This window comes from Leptolyngbya sp. FACHB-321 (assembly GCF_014695975.1).
In the GTDB taxonomy this organism is placed as follows: domain Bacteria; phylum Cyanobacteriota; class Cyanobacteriia; order Leptolyngbyales; family Leptolyngbyaceae; genus Stenomitos.
In genome coordinates this window covers 15,949-34,445 of the sequence record NZ_JACJPI010000060.1, presented here as the reverse complement: position 1 = coordinate 34,445, position 18,497 = coordinate 15,949, and the positions used below count along the sequence as shown (strand labels likewise).

The following is an 18,497-nucleotide window of genomic DNA, read 5'->3' as shown; positions in this document are numbered from 1 at the left end:
CGTTTAACGGCACTGTTTCTTCTCGAAATACTGTTGGTGATCTTCCGTTGCTAACCAATAGTTGGATGCTGGTTGAATGAGCGTGACGATCGATTGGTTGTACTTGCCAGAGCGTTCTAGTTGCTCTTTAGAACGTCTGGCAATGTCTGCTTGTTGCGGTGTGTGGTAGAAAATCACGGAGCGATATTGTTCTCCCCGGTCTGCACCCTGCCGGTTCAAACTGGTTGGGTCGTGAATACGCCAGAACGTGTTGAGCAAGTCCTCATAACGGACAAGGGCAGGATCATAAATCACCTGACACACTTCAGCGTGACCCGTAATGCGAGACAGCACATCTAGATAGCTGGGGTTTTCAAAGTGTCCGCCCATATAGCCTACAGAAGTGGAGACAACACCCTTCGCTGCCTGAAAAGCCGCTTCGACTCCCCAAAAACATCCAGCTCCAAACGTCGCTTTCATCTTGCTATCCTCAGTTGCACCTTAAATTTTGACCATGAGTTTGTACGTTGTTGCAGGGTAGTGTTGCAAATGGTACAGCGCTCAGTTAACCTTCCTGACGATTAATCAAAATCAGTTTGCCAGTCTGGATGACGATAATGCTCAAATAAGCGAGTAATCTGACTTGGCACCACACGCGATACTGATAAAGCTGGAATTTCGGCTTCTGCAAAAAAGGTTGCGTCTTCTGTTTCAATGCTATTCACGGGTGAGCCACTGATCAACTCGCACAGAAAAAACAGCTTGTAGACGTGGTATTCAAAGGGTGGATGCTGGTGACGCGGATGGTCGCGATCGTACAGTGCTATCAACTTTACAGCCCGTGTTTGATAACCTGATTCTTCATAAACCTCTCGTTCAACGGCTTGGCTTGGTGGTTCTCCTACATCCACATAACCACCTGGTAGCGTCCATAAACCATCAAACCGCTCCTTGACGAGTAGAATTTTGTCATTCTGAAACACGGCACCTCGGACATCGACTTTAGGGGTTGCATAGCCAGTCTCTTGTTTAAAGAGGTCGAGGATCTCGGCTGCTTCAAGGTGAGAGCTTGTTGCCATCATTTCAGCCGCCACTTGCTGCACCTGTTGGAAGCGATCGATGTCAAACGGGTTTTCACTGTAAGCAAGCCCCGTCTGCGCGATCGCCTGTAGTTTCTGTGCCCACTCCAGCCACTTCACAGCCATTGTTACTCTCCCTACAGGACGTTCTTTGGTGACATACAACCATTATTCTCAGTTAAATACTATTAACTGAAACAAGTACCTGCATTGAGGGTGCCTGATTATTTGTACAGTGCCAAATTAAATGGCATCGAGCAGATTCATGTCGTCAGATAAAACCCTCTCTGTGGCAGGATTGGGAGAGTTTTGCTCAATGAGCTAGCAGCAGGTCATTAGCTTACCCCGTTCACTTCCGGCAGCAAAGTAAGCCAGGTTTTGCTGCTTTAACAACACTAATGTGTCTCCATGACAACTAAAAAGTCACTGTACACGAGGAGTCTTCCCTACTGGATAAATTAAGCCAGATTGATCACAGCCTTTATGGTTCGTTAGCGATTAATTCCTTCACCAATTTGGCGAGCTTGTGCCAGCAGTAGCCCAGCTTGTTCCTGTTGCCCAATTTCTGCATACCCGCTGGCGATCGTCGCTAAGGCCACTGCCTTTTCGGCATCGCCCTGGATTTGTGCCGCAATCTGACGGGCTTGTGCCAGTAAGGGCTCGGCTTGTTCCCTTTGCCCGATTTCGGCATACCCATTGGCGATCGCCGCCAAAGCAAGGTCTTTCCTCGCATCTCTAACAATCGGCGGTTTGTCTGGAGTATTGGCGACTTCAAGCGCTTGAGTCAGTAGCTGGACAGCCCTATCTCCCCGCTCCGCTTGTACCACTGTCTCAACCACTTGAGTATATGCTCCGTAGACGGTAAGTTGTTTAAATTGGCGCAGCAGCTGAAACGCCTGGTCATACTGTTTTGCCCTGGCATACTCAACGGCGAGTTTAGCCCTAGCTATTGATATGTTCCCTGCCCATTTAATCTCTTGGATAGCTTGAAGTGCCAGGTTGTATTGCTTGGCTTCCGCAAACCGACCCGCAAGCTGGGTAAAGACTTCATTGCTAGTGCTGCCACTAATCAGCCCGCCCGGGGTTCTACCCGCTTCCTCAGCGAGATCATAGGGGGGTTGAATGGTTTTGGCGATCTGAAGGGCTTGCTTATACTCTCCAATTTCAGCATAGCCAACCGCAATTTCCATCATGACACTGTGTCTAGAGTGACGTCCCATCGGATTAGACGCTTCTTGTTGCTTCACCTTCTCTTTGATTTGAGCAAGAAGCTGCAAGGCTTGGTCCTTTTGTCCCATTGCTGCATAGGCAACAGCCGCTTTGATAAAGTCATTGCTATAGAGGGAGGTATGTTCGTCGGTATCGATCCGAGTGGCTTGGGACAAAAACTGCAAGGCTTGGTTTTGCTGTCCGACTGCTGCATAGGCAAGGGCGATCGCAGCAAGATCAGTCCTCTGTTGACGGGCTTGATCCAATACCTGCAACGCCTTCTCCCTTTGTCCTGCCTTCGTGTATTCACCTGCAAGTCTGGTGAGTGCCATCGGTTGGCTAATTTCATATTCTTCTCCCACATCAACTACATGTGAAGTTGAAGAAGATGAAATTAGTCGAGCCACTTGAGTGGCTTTATCAAGTTGTTTCGCGGCTACTAACTCCCTGATCATTCGATCTAAAGCAGGTAGCCCGTTTATGTTATCCTGATACTTCTGCGTTGCCAGTAATTTCGCGACTTGAAGTGCCTGGTCGTATTGACCCATCTTCACATAACTGGCACCAACCTCACCCCACATTTCAGCCTGATAGTGAATAGATGAGTTGACTTTGGCGGTTTGCATGGCTGGAGACAGTAGCTTCGCAGCCATATCCTGCTGTCCAAGCTTTCTATAGCCCACAGCAACCTGAGCTAGCACCTTTGCTTGAGTAATGCGTTTTCCTGTATTTTGTTCATAGATAGCCTGTGGATCAATGTTGGCGCTTTGTAAGGGCTTGAGGGAAAGTGTGCAAGCTGAGTTTGCTAGTAGGACCAGTGCAGCGATCGCCAAAACTTTGTAATTCATAGTCTTCCACCCTATATATTTGCGAATCGCGCCGTTCTTGCTGCTCAGTCATAGCTATTCTTGATCCTAATGTTATTTAATGGCTTTCAAGCGGGTAAAAAGCGCAGGCAAATAGGCTTCATAGCGATCGTTAGACAGGTACATGGCATCAATGGTGCAGCTACCACAGCCTTGAGAGCGATCGTTCAGCAAATTAGTCAACACGTAGGAGGAGACACCCGCCCAGGGAAAATGCCCCGGTGGTCCGGCTGTTGTGTAATTCAGTTCCGTGTCTAAGCGCCATAGGGTGCCGCTGATCTCCATACCAACGGGATTGTTTTGAGGCAAGGGCTGGGTTCTGCGCCATCCCACTCTTTGAGCAAAGCGTTCTGTTTGTACTTTGGCATTCTTGGAGCCTTTTGCCACTTGTTGCCAGAGCCGTTGTTGAGCACTAAAGCCAAAGCGCCCACCGCTAGCGTTTGACCAGAGCGTATCAATGGTTTTCAGGTCTGCCAACGGCAAGCGAGGCAAGACTTCTTTGCTGCTGTACAGTAAATCGCCTTTTGGTCCGGCTAACCGTTGAAGAATTGCGCGCGTCTCAATATCGGCTGCTTGCCAATCTTTTGCTGCTAAAAGACGTTGCAAACGGCTGTAGTTGATCCGCCATTTTGAGGCAGTGGAATCAGGACTGACATCAAAGCTAAAACTGGCAAGAACGTCCTGGAACGTTTGTCGGATCGGCGCTTTGGCATCGGCATACCCTGCTTTTAAGCGAAAAACATACCGCCCATCGGGGCTGCTGAAGAGCACATTATCAGACTCGTAAAGCCCGGTGGATGTATAGGCGATCGCAGCCTGCCCAGCGACAGTAAGGGGGCGATCGTCCTTCCGGCTAAGTTCGCCTTTCCACTGGGTAAGCGACAACCGTTTAGCATTGTTGTAAACGGCAATGCTAATGATAGGAGGCGTTTCAGGCAAAGACGTGCGGTTCACAAAGTCGGCTTTTTGCCACAGTTCCAACACGTCTAACGGAACTGGTGTTGCTGACTTAGTTCCGAAGGGTTCAATGGTGTAACCACTAGGAACCACAATACGAAAGCCAAAGCGATCGCTCAGGTAGAAAACATCGCGAATTGGTCTGGGCTTAGATACAGGCTTAGAAGTGATTGACGGACTGGCAGCAACCACCTTGTCTACCTGTGTTTGTGTCGGCAAGAAGAGCAAGGAAGCAGCGCTACCAACCACCAAACAGGCTAGAAAGCTAAGAGTAAGAGTGCGTTTCATGGGGCTGACTTAAACAAAGTGACGATCGCAAGACGGTTCAGCAGAAAGACTTGCAGTAAACAGACTTGCAGCAGACAGGCTTAAATTCAACGGGCGATCGGGCAATTCCTTAAAGGTTTTTGGCTGACCGACTGTAAACCGATAGTAGCGTCACTGCCGGGTTTGCCAGGGAAGTGTTCCTAAATTTGAAACCGTTCTGAGCAATCCATCGTCTGAAAGCTTGTTCGCATTTCTGCAACCGCAAATGGGTTAGCCCTTCGACCTGGTTACGGTAAGAAAAGCTTAAAACGATTGATCTAGTTCTTCTTTGGAGCTTGTATGAAAAGCACGTCACAAAAAATGGCTCAATGGCTCAAACCCGGTGTCGCAACGATCGCCCTTTTGAGTCTCCTTACGATCGGAATGCAAAGTCTCAGTGCAAAGCCAATTCAGACTGAAGCCAGCCCACCAGTACCAACACTAAAGCCTGTGCCAACACAAAAGGGGACAGCACCACCCCGCCCAGCGCCAGCAGTTCGCTTACCAGGTTCAGTAAAAACTGCCGTTTTGCGGGCTCATGCACGTGACTTTCAGATGTCAATTAAAACGCTACGTGTCGTGTCGTTTAGCCAAGAAACCTGGCCGGATAGCTGTTTAGGCTTGGGTCGACCAGAAGCAACTTGTGGACTAGCACTGGTTAGTGGGTGGCGAGTCGAAGTTAGCAACGGTGCTAAGCGCTGGTTCTATCGCACCGATCGTACGGGGCGCAATCTACAGATGGAAAACACCAATAACGCTAGTTCTCTTCCCCGGGCGATCGAGCAAAAAGTATTGGCGATCGCCGCTAAAGATATGGGCGTTCCCGTTAACCAACTTAAGCTTGCAGCCGCACGAGCACGCGGCTGGGATGGCTGCCTGGGTGTAGCCGATCCAACAACAGGGTGTACGATGATTTTAATTCCTGGATGGCAGGTCATTGTCACGGCACCCCAGCAGTATGGAGTGTATCACCTGAATCAAACAGCAACATTAATCAAACAAAATCCCACTACGAGCGGCAAAGGAACGTTGGTACCAACCTTTTTGCAGCCCGACCCAAGCATGGACGGGTCAAACACCGGAGATATCATCTTTCAATCAATGACAAGTGGCGGCATTGCAGGGCTAGCTTACAAAACATTGCTCATGAAAGATGGAAAAGTGATGCGAATTGATCTGCGGCAACAGACCCCGGCGGCATCAACGTTAATCCGCCAACTTACATCACAGGAAGTGCAAGCGTTTGTCGCAACCTTGCAGCAGAATGAATTTTCAGACTTTCTAGGCTTTAACTATGCATCGATCGAAGGGGCAGATTACTTTACGATCGCCCTTACGGCTTCTGGAGCAACACAGAGCACACAGTATGTCGATATGGTTCAGGATCAAACGCCTCCCAAACTCCAACAGATTATTCAAGCCTGGAACCGTATTACCAACCCCCGCTAAATGTGTGGAGTTAAGGGGCTGGTTGCCAAAGAGGATACCACGGCTCAAGTGATGCACAGGGGATCAAACTCTCATCCAAAATGGACTCTGGCAATTTATGGAACAACGGACAGGTTTGAGAAGCTTTACAGAACGTGGACCAAATGTAGCAGTTGAAGAGAATGCTAGGACAGACACAAACCTTGAATCTTCCTTTGAGTAAGGGCTTCTATTTATCCTTGATCCTTCATCCTTTCGCTATAGGAGTTTGGGGAGATTGATCAAGGTGTAGCTAACCCTTTGCTTAAGTTGACGCTTAACTACTAGATCTTGAGTGGCACAAATTGAAGCAATTTCGCAGACTGGTTTAGTGAACGTTTGAACATCGTTCGTAAAAGTTGTCAGCGATGAATCTGTTGCAATTACTCCGTCAAGATGGACAATCAGTTTGGCTCAATGGGTTTGAGCGAGGCTGGATTAGCCGTGGTGAGTTACAACGGTACATTGAAGAGGATGGTTTAACGGGTGTCCGATCGAACTTTGAAAGTTTGAAACTTGCTATTCAAGGGCAGGAGTACGATTGCGATTTCACGGCATTAGCGCAGCAAGGGATGAGCCGGGCTGCACGATCGAATTATGACTATTTGATTGTACGAGATCTGCAATTAGCGGCTGATTTGCTGAAACAAGTTCATTCTCAGACGCAGGGACGCGGTGGCTATGTGCAAATGGATCTGCCCCCTGATGCGCTGCTTCAGCCCGAAACAGCGATCGCCGCAGCGCAAAAAATTTGGCGGTCAGTTGGGTGGAGCAATTTGTTGCTGAGAATCCCAGCGACTCAAATCATGCTGCCAGTGATTGAACAATTAATTAGCGATCGCATCAATGTTAATGCAACGTTAGTGTCTTCCCCAATCGTGTATGAGCAGATATTCGCTCGCTATCTCAAGGGGCTAGAGAGACTGATTCAGCGAGGAGCGGTCGGTGAGGTTGCTTGTTTTGCCAGTGTTCCAATGGGTCATTTGGACACAGCGATCAATCCATTGATTGCTCACTCAAAAACATCTTGCGGCGTGATGCAAGCCAACCTGCTGTACGAGCACTATCACAAGCTCGGTCAAAGTGCACGCTGGCGATCGCTTCCTAAAGGGGCAAAGCCACTGCGTTTAGTGTGGGATTACACAGAGATTTCACCTGCATCCGCATGGCATTATCTTCAGACGCTAGTAGTTCCTGGAACGGTGATAATGCTATCGTCATCAATGCTAGAAATGTATCGTGAGGTTTCTCTGCTGCCCACAAGTTTTACTGGCAATAAACGAGCTAAACAAATTCCGGCAAACGAACCGCAGACTAAAATTTCTTTAGATGAGCAAGTTGACTTTGCGAATGAGGACATAGCGCGATCGTTCAAAGACTTCCATCAGTTATTAGACGCGATCGAGCACAAGAGAAAGCGTTGAGTCTGGACATCCAATGGTACGGAATGCCCGCCAAGGGCGAACTTTTAGTCAGTTGCTCCTAAGGCTTTAAGGGTAGACTTTTGAGCCACTGTCAACCCGGTTGTGCCTGGAATTTTCATACCTTCATAGAGACGATCGACCGTCAACGTGTTGATACAGCGTCCTGTTTTCACGTCCCAGAGCTTTGTGGTGCGATCGTCACTCCCACTAAACAAGATTTGACCATCAGCGCTAAAGATAATTGAGTGAACCCAACCGCTATGTGCATCCAGGACATGAAGGCAGTGACCTGTTTGCAGATTCCACAGCCGAATGGTTTGATCAACGCCGCCACTTGCTAAAGTTTGACCATCTGGACTTATGGCAACCGTCCACACAGCTCCTGTATGCCCGTGCAAAACCTTTAAACAGGTTCCAGTTTGTACGTCCCACAAGCGAATGGTTTGGTCATGGCTGCCGCTTACCAAGTGTTGACCGTTGGGAGAAAATGTTAGTGCGAAAACGGCTCCCGTGTGTTTCTGCAAAACTTTCAAACAGGCTCCAGTTTGCACATCCCATAAGCGAATGGTGAAATCAAAACTGCCACTTGCCAACCGTTGACCACTGGGGTCAAACGCGATCGCGCGAATAGCGCTCTCATGTCCGCTTAATACCTGCAAACAGTGATGCGTTTGCACATCCCATAGCCGCACGGTGCAATCATAACTACTGCTGGCTAAAATTTGTCCTCCTGGACTAAATAACACTGTCCAGATGGATGCATTATGCGCTGACCATTGAGTGAGTTGCCCAGTTTGAATATTCCATAGAGCGATCGACTCATCATGTCGATTGATCGCGAGAGTTTGATTATCTGGACTAAAGCTGACGTTGCTGAATGATGAAATCCGGCGAGACGGGCTGGGACACGTTTTGTGTGGGTGAAGTTGCGACAGATTGCGATCTAACTGCAAACGCCACACCTGAATCGTTTCATTCTGACCGCTACTGGCAAGCAGTTGACCATCGGCACTGAGGCTTAGAGAGTGAACCCCACCTGTGTATCCACGCAGCGTTTTTAAGTTTCGTCCACTCTGTAAATGCCACAGCCGTACTGTTTGGTCTTCTCCTGTACTGACCAACAACTGACTGTCAGCACTGATAGCAAGCCCATAAACATCGTGGGTATGCCCCTCAAGTACATGAACAGATTGCCCGTCTTGCACATTCCAAACGCGCAGAGTGCTATCGCGACCACCACTCACTAAGAAACAACCATCCGGGCTAAAGGCGATGTTCCAAACAAAATCGGCATGCCCCTGCAACAACTTGAAAGCGGGCTTTGACGATCGATTGCTAGCGAAATAACCACTCCACAATCGAATCGACCCATCTCGGCATCCACTGACAAGCCGTTGACCATCTGGGCTGTATCGCACACACCGCACACCGCTGGTATGCCCCTGTAGGATACTCAGGCAATTTCCATTGCTCACATCCCAGATCCGAATGGTTGTATCACTACTGCCACTAGCTAAGGTTTGCTGATCCGGAGCGAAGTGGACGGCGTAAACACTTTGGGTGTGTCCTTTCAAGACACGGAGACACTGCCCTTGCAAATTCCATACGCGCACCGTTTTGTCATCGCTGCAACTCGCGAATTGCTGACCATCAGGACTAAAACTCACTGACCAAACACAGCCTTTATGGTCTGTCAGCACCTGCAAGCAGCGCCCACTCTGGCTATCCCACAAGCGCATGGAACCATCGCTACTGCTGCTGACTAACGTTTTGCCATCGGGACTAAAACTCACCGACCAAACCCAGCCTTTGTGCCCTGAAAAGGTCTCTAGAAGTTGGGCTGTGCTAATGTTCCAGAGATAGATGTTGCCATTAGAATCACCAACGGCAATGGTCTTGCCATCTGGACTTAGGTCGATCGACCTCGCAACATTGAGGGTTTCTGAAAAGAGAGAATTCGCTAAGTCAGCATTCTGAAAATTGACCCCGGTTAAATCGACCTGTCGGAAATCAGCTTGCTGCACTACAAGATTAGAAAAGTCAGAACCGCGCAAATCCACTTGGAATTGCACCAGCAGATTAATCAAATTGCCTGCTACATATCCTGGCTTTTTTCCCTGTTGTATCAATAAGTGCCTAGCTTGTGCCTCGATCGCTGTCACACTGCCAAAGCGAGACAGCAATCGTTCCATCACCGGTTGTACAACTAAGCGCGTCTGAATCTCTCGAATATAATCTTTTGCTTGAACTCGCAATAAGGGATGGGTTTGCCAAACACTAAGCTGCTGCGTCTCAAACTCGATGCAAAGTTTCTGTACAAAGCGCTCTGTGACATATTCCATCACCACAGGTTGCAAGAAGAATAAGCCATCAGTCTTTTCAATGAGCGATCGCCTCAGTAGTGAATTGATTAAATTAGGGACACTTTGTTGAGCCACAGAATCAACCACGTTCGCTCGAATATCTGCGATCGGGACTGGCTCTCGCAAAATCGCAAACCAGCACAGTGTTTTCTGTTCAGCTTCAGAGAGGCGATTGAACTGACGATCGAGCAAATCGCAGATGTCTTCAAAAACAGCAACGCCCTGACTAAGATACGGCAACACCTCTGTAATACTGCCGTTAAACAAATCCTGCGTAGCGGCTGCTACCAATTTCAACGCTAGAGGATTACCACCGTAGTGATGGATCAAGGTCTGCCATTCGGCTTCTGAGCCTGTAAACGCTCCTTTTTGCCGCATAATGGCGCGTCCGTCATCAGGTGATAATCCACCTAAAAGCAGCGAAGCACAAGCGCGTTGCCCAGTCGTTCGCACCACACGTTCATCTTCCATCAGCGCCATTTCGCGTGGCTTTTCTCGGCTGGTCAGCAGCAAACAACTGAGGTGAGATGTTTCGCCAATGGTTCTGAGCCACTGTCCATAACCTTCGTAGCCCGATCGCCATTGTCCTGCTTGCTCACGGTGCAGAATGGTTTCAGCATTATCCAGAAGCAATAAACACCGACGCGATCGCAGATATTGCATCAATTTGGAAAGCTGCTGATCGAGCGTGGTAGGAATGATGGGATCTTCCCCATAGAGCGGCATGAGAAACCTCAAAAGGCTCGACAGGAGTTCATCTAGCGGTGGCGCATTGGCAAGCGATCGCCACATGACGATTTCAAACTCTGCTTGCATCTGAAGTGCAGCTTTGACTGCGAGCGTACTTTTGCCAATACCGCCCATGCCCAATAGCCCAATGACACGACAGCGCTCAGACACAATCCACTGCCATAGTTGCGCCAGATCTGCCTCGTGCCCATAAAACACTGAGGCATCCACCGCAGTGTCCCAGTCCTGTTGGGGATTTATTTGACGAATTTCCGATGCTTCATTGGCTGCAACCGGGGATGTAAAGTCTGCCTTTGTTAACTCCAGCCCAAAGGTCTTAAAGAGATACTCCAACGACTGGCGATCGACCCCCTGTTCGCGCTTGAACAATCGAGTCAGGGTATTGAGCGAAAGTCCGGTGCGATCGCTCAGTTCTTCCTGCGTCAAGTGTTTACCCCAGGTTTCGTTCGCTTCTACCTGCTGTTTTGCCGTTTGAAACTTCTGCCACCCCTGAGGCGAGAGGATGACTCCCCGCACTCGTCCAGTCGATCGACCCCGTCCAGATTTTGATGGGTTGGAATCCATAAAGCAGCTAAGGGTGCAAAGGACAGAGTAAGTCTTTCCTCAAATACCAAGCATTTCTTCAATCAAAGCTTAACGGATTTTGGAAGCATTGCCTAATCAGCAAATGATTTTATTTTATCTGAAGCATATCAGGTTTGACGGCTCCTGGCTCACTTCCTACTGCTTGCTCTTCAATGCAGAACAATTAAATCGCGTTTTAACTCAAAGAACTTGACTGTTCTGGATTAAGCGATCGCTGAAGAATGAAGTGTAACCAAAGCGGGCATTAAGCTCACCAATCTAATAGAGATTGAAGAGACCCCGAAGCCAATACCTAGGTATCAAACGTTTGCTGCCTGTGACAAGACAGTTAGAACAACCAGGTATTTCTAAACCATTCAAACGTTATAAACCCTTACACACATTACTCAGGATCAATCACGAACAGCCTAGCTAATCAGACCGTACTTATTACTGGAGCATCCAGTGGCATTGGTGCCGTCTATGCCGATCGCTTTGCAAAGCGTGGTTACAATCTTGTGCTGGTAGCGCGCGATCGCACTCGAATGGAAGCTCTAGCCAACCGACTGCGCCAGGAAACCGGGGTGACAGTTGACATCCTTCAGGCAGATCTTACCGAAATGGGTGAACTCGCCCAGGTAGAAGAGCGACTACGCACTGATGCACGCATCAGTGTCCTGATTAACAATGCAGGTGCCAGCGTTGCCAGCAGTTTCGTCCAGCAAAGCTCGGACGAAATAGCTAAAATCATTAGCCTCAACATCACAGCATTGACGCGGCTCTCCAGTGCCGTTGCTCCACGGTTCGTCGAAGCAGGCGATGGCGCGATTATCAACATCAGTTCGGCAGTTGCGTTAGTACTGGAATTTGGTCTGACGGTCTATGGCGCAACCAAAGCCTTCGTCCTCTTTCTTAGCCAAGGTCTCCACTCCGAACTTGGACCGAAAGAAATTTATGTCCAGGCTGTTCTACCAGCATCAACGCGAACGGAAATCTGGGAGCGCTCAGGTTGGGATTTGAATGCGCTACCGCCTGTGATGGAAGTGGATGATCTAGTAGATGCCGCCCTAGTTGGCTTCGATCGCCGCGAAACTGTTACCATTCCATCACTTCCTGATGCGGAGCAGTGGAATACCTTTGACGCGGCTCGGCAGGTCATGCTGCCCAATCTCAACCAGGTACATTCCGCAAATCGCTATCGCCTTGTAACGTCTATCCAGGAGTAATCCTTGCAGTTGCGATCGCCACGTTCAATCTTAAACTTGAGGCTTTATGGTAAGACACATCGATGCCGAAATGACCGAGATTGAAGAGCCATGTGTCTTGTCTTTTTCCTACCAATGAAGCCATCAACACGGTTAAGACCGTTGCAACTGCTGCTATGAGCTAATACCCAGTCTTTCACATCAATCCCAGATTAAAAGCCTGCTCTTACTCTTCACAAGTAGGTTTAATGTTCACAAAATGGCTACTTCAGGTATCGCTAGCTAACTGTTTTTGATTCTTAGTACAAACCATCTGGCTACCCAATGGAAGAGAAGCATCCTTTCTAAAGATGAGGAGTTTTGTAGTTTCCATTTTCGTGAGCCTTTGAAGTACCAAGGTAATTTTGTAATGAAGCAATGGCTCGGTAGTTCCCTTCCACAATTCTGGGAACAGCTCGAAAGCGAGCTATGAAACCTTCTAGCTGAATGATGCGCTCCTTCAAAGTAATCAAGGTTCGGTTGTCTTGCTCTTTTTGCTCTACCAAAAAATTGACAGGTGCTATCAAAGTTTCCGTTTGAACTAAACGGCTATCCAAATTGGCAATTAATTGGCTAGTTTCCTTAACTTGCTGCTCCAAGCTCGTGTCTTTGCTTAGAAGCGCTTCGATCGCATTAATATTAATAGACTCTGCAAAGGCTTCAATACGAGTTAGACGGCTATCTAACCCTGCAACCAGCTGATTAAGTTCCTTGACCTGTTCTAAATTACTCTTCTGTTGTAATGATGCTTCGATTGCAGCCAAGCGGTTTTGCAAGGCAATTGTTTCCTGGTCACGTTTATGTAATTGTTCAATCAAATTACCAAACTTTGATAACAAATCCTCGATCGGAGCAATGCGATCCGTAGGTGGGCTCTCCTCAGATTTGCTGTCAGAAGTGGGCTTTGATTTCATACTCCGATTAAGTAAAGTAATTAACCATTGCGCTACAGCCATAACTGTTTCTTCAACAATGACTTGTTGCACAGTTGTAGAGCTTTGTTCTTCTGGAATATTTGTGACCTGCGGAGGCTCAGATCTGTTTTTATTCAGTAGTCCTTGGAGCCAATGCATAATTATTCTTTGCTTCTTTTAGTATTAAGTTGGTTGTTAGTAAGTGTCTGCATCAGATCTAGCCTTGAGTAAAGCTAAGGGCTTCAGGTAGGTTAATCGAAAGCTTACTCATAGAAACTACCTATTAACATTATGTTAATAGGTAGCATAATTATGAAACCCCCTTTGTACATTGATAAAACTCGTGAAGCATCTAAATTACTCTAGGCTTCTCAAAGTTTTTAGAGGTTTGCTTCATCAGCTGAGTTGATAGGAACTAGCTTGTAGAGCGTTTCACCACTTGATTTTTCAACCTTCGGTTGCGCTGAGGTGTTTATATCTTCAGAAACTTTCTTGACTGCTTCCAATGTCTCTTGCACAGTACCGTTAACATCCTTGCTTGTGTTTCTAATAGCACCTAGCGCATGTTGCACCGTGCCACTAACACCTTCGGCTGTCTCCTTAACTGTGCCACCAGCATCCTTCACCGTGTCGTTAACACTTGTAGCAACACTGTAAACGGCATCCCCAACCTCCTGAACAGTATCATTGACACTTACAGCCGTCGTTTTAACGGTATTGCCAACGTCTTTTACAGTGCGGTTGATGCGATCGACTACCCTTTTGTTTGTTAAAGCACCTGCAATTCCACCCAAAGTGGCTCCTATAAGCACCCCGAGCGCAACCCTAGCAAAGCCATTGTCTGTTATCTCAGAATCTGGGTCAGCGTAAGGGATTCTTGCAGGCTCATCAAGGGCGGTTTCATCTCCTGTAGAACGCTGCTTGCTACTACTTGCCATCCTAATCTCCTTATCGTTCTTTTCTCCTTGGAATAGCTGACTTACATACTGGAGATGTATCCTTGGGTTGGGCTAAATTCAGTTTGATCACTAAACTCAGTTTGAGTCGAGATATCAGCTTCGACCTGCATTTCATCTAGCCCGTGGTTGATAGACGCTTCGATATCATCAGCCACAGCTTTAGTTGTTTCTGCTGCCTCAACAATTGATTGATTGGCTGCTTCACTGGAAGCTTCTACTGAATTCGCCATACCTTTTATCGCTTGGTTAATGCTCTTTGTACCGCTCTGCGCTACCTCAGCAGTAACAGTTCCTACTTGCTTAACGCCATCAGCAATGCCCTTTGCGGTATCTACACTGCTACCAACTACTGCATAGCCGACGCCTTCGCCAATACTCTTAGCTGCATCTCCTACACCTCTAGCAGCGAGATTCAGCCCTGAACCTACTGTTTTAGCCGCATTACCTACACCTTCAACGGCATGGTTAACACCATTAGACGTTTTCTTACTGGCTAAAGCACCCGCTAATGTTCCTAAGGTTGCACCAATCAGCCCTCCTACTAATGCTCTAGCAAGGGTAGGATTAAAGCCTTTTCCCGCTGATTTAGTTTCAGTTTTGCTGTTGGGCATAATAGGCTCTTTCGACGGTGTTACGGTTGCAGATTCTACAGTCGTACTTGAAGGAGCATAGGATGAGCTGGTACTATCAGGTACAAAACTTGTACTATCCTGCATTTTTTCGCTACCCTGCATTTCAGGCTGCTGGTTACTGATCATCGTTGCTTCCCCTGTATATAAGATGGTTCACTAGTTATTTTGAAAGCAAATCAATTCGGTATCAAAACTTACTTTCTTCAGGCTAAAAATGCCTTCAGCCTAACCTGAAGCAAAGCGTGGCATACCCGCTATATAAGCACTTATAACTAGCTACTTACCTTATCTGTGGATGTAGATCTTTAAGGCAAGAGTATACCTAAAGTTGCAGCTTCAAATGTAGTTGAGTAGTATACTTAGCTTCATACTATAGAAGCACATCGGTAGGTGTTATCTAATTAGGGCTTATGCACAAACTTTAAGTAGTGGCTCTTTGAGTTGCTGACAGAGTTACCATCGAATAGCTTCTGTTTGAATTGATAAAGTGGTCGTGCGTTTTATGAATGGTGAAGAGAACAATAAGGGTAAAAGAGCAAGTCATGCAGCAGGTTATAAAACCTCACTTGTTGTTTTCAGCCTGCGGTTCGGGCGTCGCTTGTTAGTTGCTTCACTTTGTTCGGTAGCGATCGTCTACTATTGAAAGCCATTGGCTGCCAAAAAAGAAGTATTAGTATAAATAATGTGTGAGCCAAGTTGCAACAAGTGACGATGAGCAACTTTTCACTCAAACGTGTTTCTAATCAATTCCATCTATTAAAGTAGGACTTTTAAGCGGCTCCAAAGATGGAACCGCTTAAAAGTCCTACTAGGTCTAATTTAATTGAGGCAACGAGTGGGTAAAGTTATTCCAACATTGAAGTGATACAACCGCTTCTAATCTAGAATTGCCCGTCAATGGTAATCAGAGAATATAGCGGTTGAGTTGGCTGGCTGACGATTGGTTTGCGCTGCCCTGCTTTTACTTGTTGCCTAACTGCACGTTGGGAGTTTGCACAGTGGGAGCGTATTGACCATTCCACTTCTCAACTCTGGCTTTCTCCACTTGTAGTTGTTCGTATTGGATTAATGCAGGTGTGACTGACTTCGCCAGCTTCTCATTGGCGTAAGCATCAGCATCAGCTTGCACCCGTTTTACGCCAGCCTCACCTTCCGCTTTCGCCTTGTTAGCGCCTGCTTCTGCTTCTGCCTTCGCTTTGTTAGCGACTGCCGTTTGTGCATCCTGCTGCGACTGAAAAGCACGGTTGATGGAAGCCTGAATGTTTTCTGGCAGTCGTGGTGGATTGAGCAACGAGATTTCTTTAATGTCTAGCTGGGGAAACTTGTTAGCGAGACACGTCTGCACAGGCTTTGCAAATGTTGCCGCACTGCTTGCCAGTTTTACAGGGTCAAGACCGCTGGCTGCTTCGTTTGCACAATCTCGCAAAGCATTTCGCAAGGCACCATTATTAAACTCATCTGGAGCGACTCGGTACAAGCGAAAAAACTCATGTAGACGAGTGTACTTCGGTTTATCGTCGCTAACGGGACTGTAGCGGAAGCGGTAGGTCACGCCTAAGTCCATGCTGACTGAGGAACCACCGATCGAGAAATTGACTGATTGATCCTTATCATCCTCTTTGGCAAAGGAGTAAGTACGGAAGAAAACTGGGTATTCATAGAACTGTTGTGTAGCGGTGTTGTAACGGACACGCCCACCTTCAAAGATTTGAGCGTTCTCAATGCCCTTCTCTTGCCCGTAGCTATCGACCAGTAAAGCAACATAGCCAGGATCGACCAACTCACCAAGAATCACGTTGCAGCCTGACAGCCCAACGGTAGCAGCCAAAGCTAGACCACCGATCGCAACGTTACCGAGATTCAATTTCATTTTTCCTCTTTAAGAACATTTAGTGGTGATTCAAACAATTGGCGATCGGACTTAAACACTTCCAACCGCTCTAAGCACTCATCCCTAGACATTGGGGGCACATCTAAGCATTCCCAGCTTGAAACCCGTACCTTCGTCTCACGACGGATTAGCATGGCGACTTTCGTAGCTCGCTGCAACCGAGTGAAAACTCTGGCACCAAAAGCAATGGGAAAGACGATCGCGGCACCGTCCATCAGAAAGCCGACCCACCAGTAGTTGGAGTTGATCACCTGTGGCGCATTCCACAACAAAGCGATTGAACAACTACCACCAATCAATCCGGTTATGATCCAGGTTTTGAGTGTTTTCTGCATAAGAGTGAACTACAAGATTCGGTAGGTCTATTCCGGTTCGCTTTAACAGCACAACCTAAAATTCGATCGCGATGACATGAGCACGACTGTTAACACCCAGTTTCTTGAGAATGTGGCGCGATCGTAGCGCTATCACAGCATGCTACGAAGGACAATTTGCACGCTACTTACGGATCTAAAGCGTTACCACTGAAGGTCTAATGATAAAAGTTAGTGGTTGCAGCTAACCTCGAACATCTACCAATAACCGCTGCTCCGTCCGCACCAACAGAGTGGTGGCCTTGGCGCTCATAAAGTGCAGTTGGCAGGCGTTAGGGCGATTGCCAACTCACAGGTACTCTCGCTACCACCACCTTTGCTGGAGAAAGCCATTCTTAGTTACCCATATAAGGCTCTCCTGATTAAAGGAGCACGAGAAGCATACTCATCCAAAATGTAAGCGTCAAATAGATTAATAGAGCTAAACAATATTCCACTGCGACACATTTATTAGCTTGCTGTTTAGCGGTTTCGGCTTCTTTTTTTGATAAATGCAGTTAAGAAATACAAACCAATACCCCACAAAATACTATTGGGGACAAATTGCAAAAACTGTATTAGTAAGCTAGATTCCCAGTTTGAAAAAATGGGAGCTAGCAACATGACAAGTGGAAAGTGCAGAATTGCTGTTGCGGCATTAATGATAATCTCGAGAACGCTAGGTGGAGCGCCAGCGAGACGCGTCCAACTTATACCAAATGAAATAAAAAAGACAACTACGGTAACTACGAAGTGGAGAGAAGATATGAAAAGAATGATTAGTGTCTTTCTCATCTTAAAAGTAAGGTATGGGATTACACTGCGTACGACAACCTAACGACCCACTTCACCCGCAGCTAGTAGTTTTTGGGAATCAACTAATCATCTTAAGACGGTCGGTATGCAAGCGAATGGTTCGGCGATGAGTGTACATATAAGCCTTGCTAATTATGGTTTGCAGCAAAGACTTAGAACCGATCGATAGCTACTAAAGCTTGCTTTCTACGATTCCGTATAACGTCACTCGCCACCCACCAAACGCCGTAGTTTCGTAAGGGCACGCGCGAGTAAATTATTTGGATATGTCTCTCTGACAGCCGCTGGTGCTTGCAGTAAAGCGTCCAGGCGATCGTGCAGTTCGCGCGTCGCTAGGCGCTCTTGCCACGGCGCAGCATCCAGGGCATGCAGCAAGGTTTTCGCTTCGCGGTAGGTGAGCGGGAGCGCCAGTTGTTCGTCGCCACGTTGTGCCAGGGTTTCCGCCTCGTGATCACAATAAGCTTTGGCGGCTGCGAGTGCCGACGCATATTCTAGAGTGGGCAGTCCGCCGCGTGCCGTAGACTCGCTAAAAGGCTCATAAGTGCAACAGGCGAATTGGCTGGGCAATTCGTAACCATCTACCCTGGCAGTGATGGAAGAAGCAGTTACGACACCCGGCATCGACTGCGTAAAACGATAAATTTCAAGCAACCGCCCGTTGTAGGTTTCTTCGTAAAGCTTGTCGATCATGCCTGTCATAAGCTGTTGGTGCTACTTTGATTAA

Annotated in this window: 14 protein-coding genes; 3 read left to right on the top strand and 11 right to left on the bottom strand. The window is 47.5% G+C overall.

Annotated features, from left to right (window positions below):
* Window positions 1–3: 3 nt before the first annotated feature.
* From msrA to H6F76_RS14360, 4 genes are all read right to left on the bottom strand, one after another.
* Window positions 4–459: a peptide-methionine (S)-S-oxide reductase MsrA gene (msrA, locus tag H6F76_RS14375; RefSeq protein ID WP_190509177.1), complete on the bottom strand. Its 456-nt coding sequence runs from the start codon at window positions 457–459 to the stop codon at window positions 4–6.
* Window positions 460–560: 101 nt separating this feature from the next.
* Window positions 561–1,184, bottom strand: coding sequence for an NUDIX hydrolase (locus H6F76_RS14370; protein ID WP_190509175.1), 624 nt, complete (start codon window positions 1,182–1,184; stop codon window positions 561–563).
* Between the two features lie 365 nt (window positions 1,185–1,549).
* Window positions 1,550–3,115, bottom strand: coding sequence for a hypothetical protein (locus H6F76_RS14365; protein WP_190509172.1), 1,566 nt, complete (start codon window positions 3,113–3,115; stop codon window positions 1,550–1,552).
* 72 nt (window positions 3,116–3,187) lie between these two features.
* Entirely contained in the window at window positions 3,188–4,378 is a 1,191-nt protein-coding gene (locus H6F76_RS14360; protein ID WP_190509170.1) for a GUN4 domain-containing protein, read from the bottom strand.
* Window positions 4,379–4,696: 318 nt separating this feature from the next.
* Here H6F76_RS14360 and H6F76_RS14355 point away from each other — a divergent pair, with 318 nt between their 5' ends.
* On the top strand, window positions 4,697–5,845 hold the full coding sequence (locus tag H6F76_RS14355) for a hypothetical protein (protein WP_190509169.1): 1,149 nt from the start codon (window positions 4,697–4,699) through the stop codon (window positions 5,843–5,845).
* 386 nt (window positions 5,846–6,231) lie between these two features.
* Complete coding sequence (locus tag H6F76_RS14350; protein ID WP_190509167.1) at window positions 6,232–7,287, top strand: transaldolase family protein; 1,056 nt, start codon at window positions 6,232–6,234, stop codon at window positions 7,285–7,287.
* Between the two features lie 44 nt (window positions 7,288–7,331).
* Here H6F76_RS14350 and H6F76_RS14345 read toward each other — a convergent pair whose 3' ends face one another.
* Complete coding sequence (locus tag H6F76_RS14345; RefSeq protein ID WP_190509165.1) at window positions 7,332–10,964, bottom strand: NB-ARC domain-containing protein; 3,633 nt, start codon at window positions 10,962–10,964, stop codon at window positions 7,332–7,334.
* 416 nt (window positions 10,965–11,380) lie between these two features.
* On the opposite strand from H6F76_RS14345, the gene H6F76_RS14340 reads away from it, so the two are divergent.
* Window positions 11,381–12,190, top strand: a complete 810-nt coding sequence (locus tag H6F76_RS14340) for an SDR family NAD(P)-dependent oxidoreductase (protein WP_190509291.1) — start codon at window positions 11,381–11,383, stop codon at window positions 12,188–12,190.
* Window positions 12,191–12,513: 323 nt separating this feature from the next.
* On the opposite strand, the gene H6F76_RS14335 is transcribed toward H6F76_RS14340, so the two are convergent.
* From H6F76_RS14335 to H6F76_RS14310, 6 genes are all read right to left on the bottom strand, one after another.
* On the bottom strand, window positions 12,514–13,281 hold the full coding sequence (locus H6F76_RS14335) for a hypothetical protein (RefSeq protein ID WP_190509163.1): 768 nt from the start codon (window positions 13,279–13,281) through the stop codon (window positions 12,514–12,516).
* A 221-nt stretch (window positions 13,282–13,502) separates the two neighbouring features.
* A complete protein-coding gene (locus tag H6F76_RS14330; RefSeq protein ID WP_190509161.1) occupies window positions 13,503–14,060 on the bottom strand; it encodes a YtxH domain-containing protein in 558 nt (185 codons plus the stop codon).
* Between the two features lie 41 nt (window positions 14,061–14,101).
* Window positions 14,102–14,839 (bottom strand): hypothetical protein, encoded by a 738-nt coding sequence (locus tag H6F76_RS14325; protein WP_190509159.1) that lies wholly within the window; start codon window positions 14,837–14,839, stop codon window positions 14,102–14,104.
* Window positions 14,840–15,674: 835 nt separating this feature from the next.
* A complete protein-coding gene (locus H6F76_RS14320) occupies window positions 15,675–16,583 on the bottom strand; it encodes an SPFH domain-containing protein (protein WP_190449360.1) in 909 nt (302 codons plus the stop codon).
* A complete protein-coding gene (locus tag H6F76_RS14315) occupies window positions 16,580–16,939 on the bottom strand; it encodes a hypothetical protein (protein ID WP_190449361.1) in 360 nt (119 codons plus the stop codon). The genes H6F76_RS14320 and H6F76_RS14315 overlap by 4 nt, the downstream gene beginning before the upstream one ends.
* A gap of 1,038 nt (window positions 16,940–17,977) precedes the next feature.
* Window positions 17,978–18,472: a hypothetical protein gene (locus H6F76_RS14310; protein WP_190509156.1), complete on the bottom strand. Its 495-nt coding sequence runs from the start codon at window positions 18,470–18,472 to the stop codon at window positions 17,978–17,980.
* Between the last annotated feature and the right edge of the window lie 25 nt (window positions 18,473–18,497).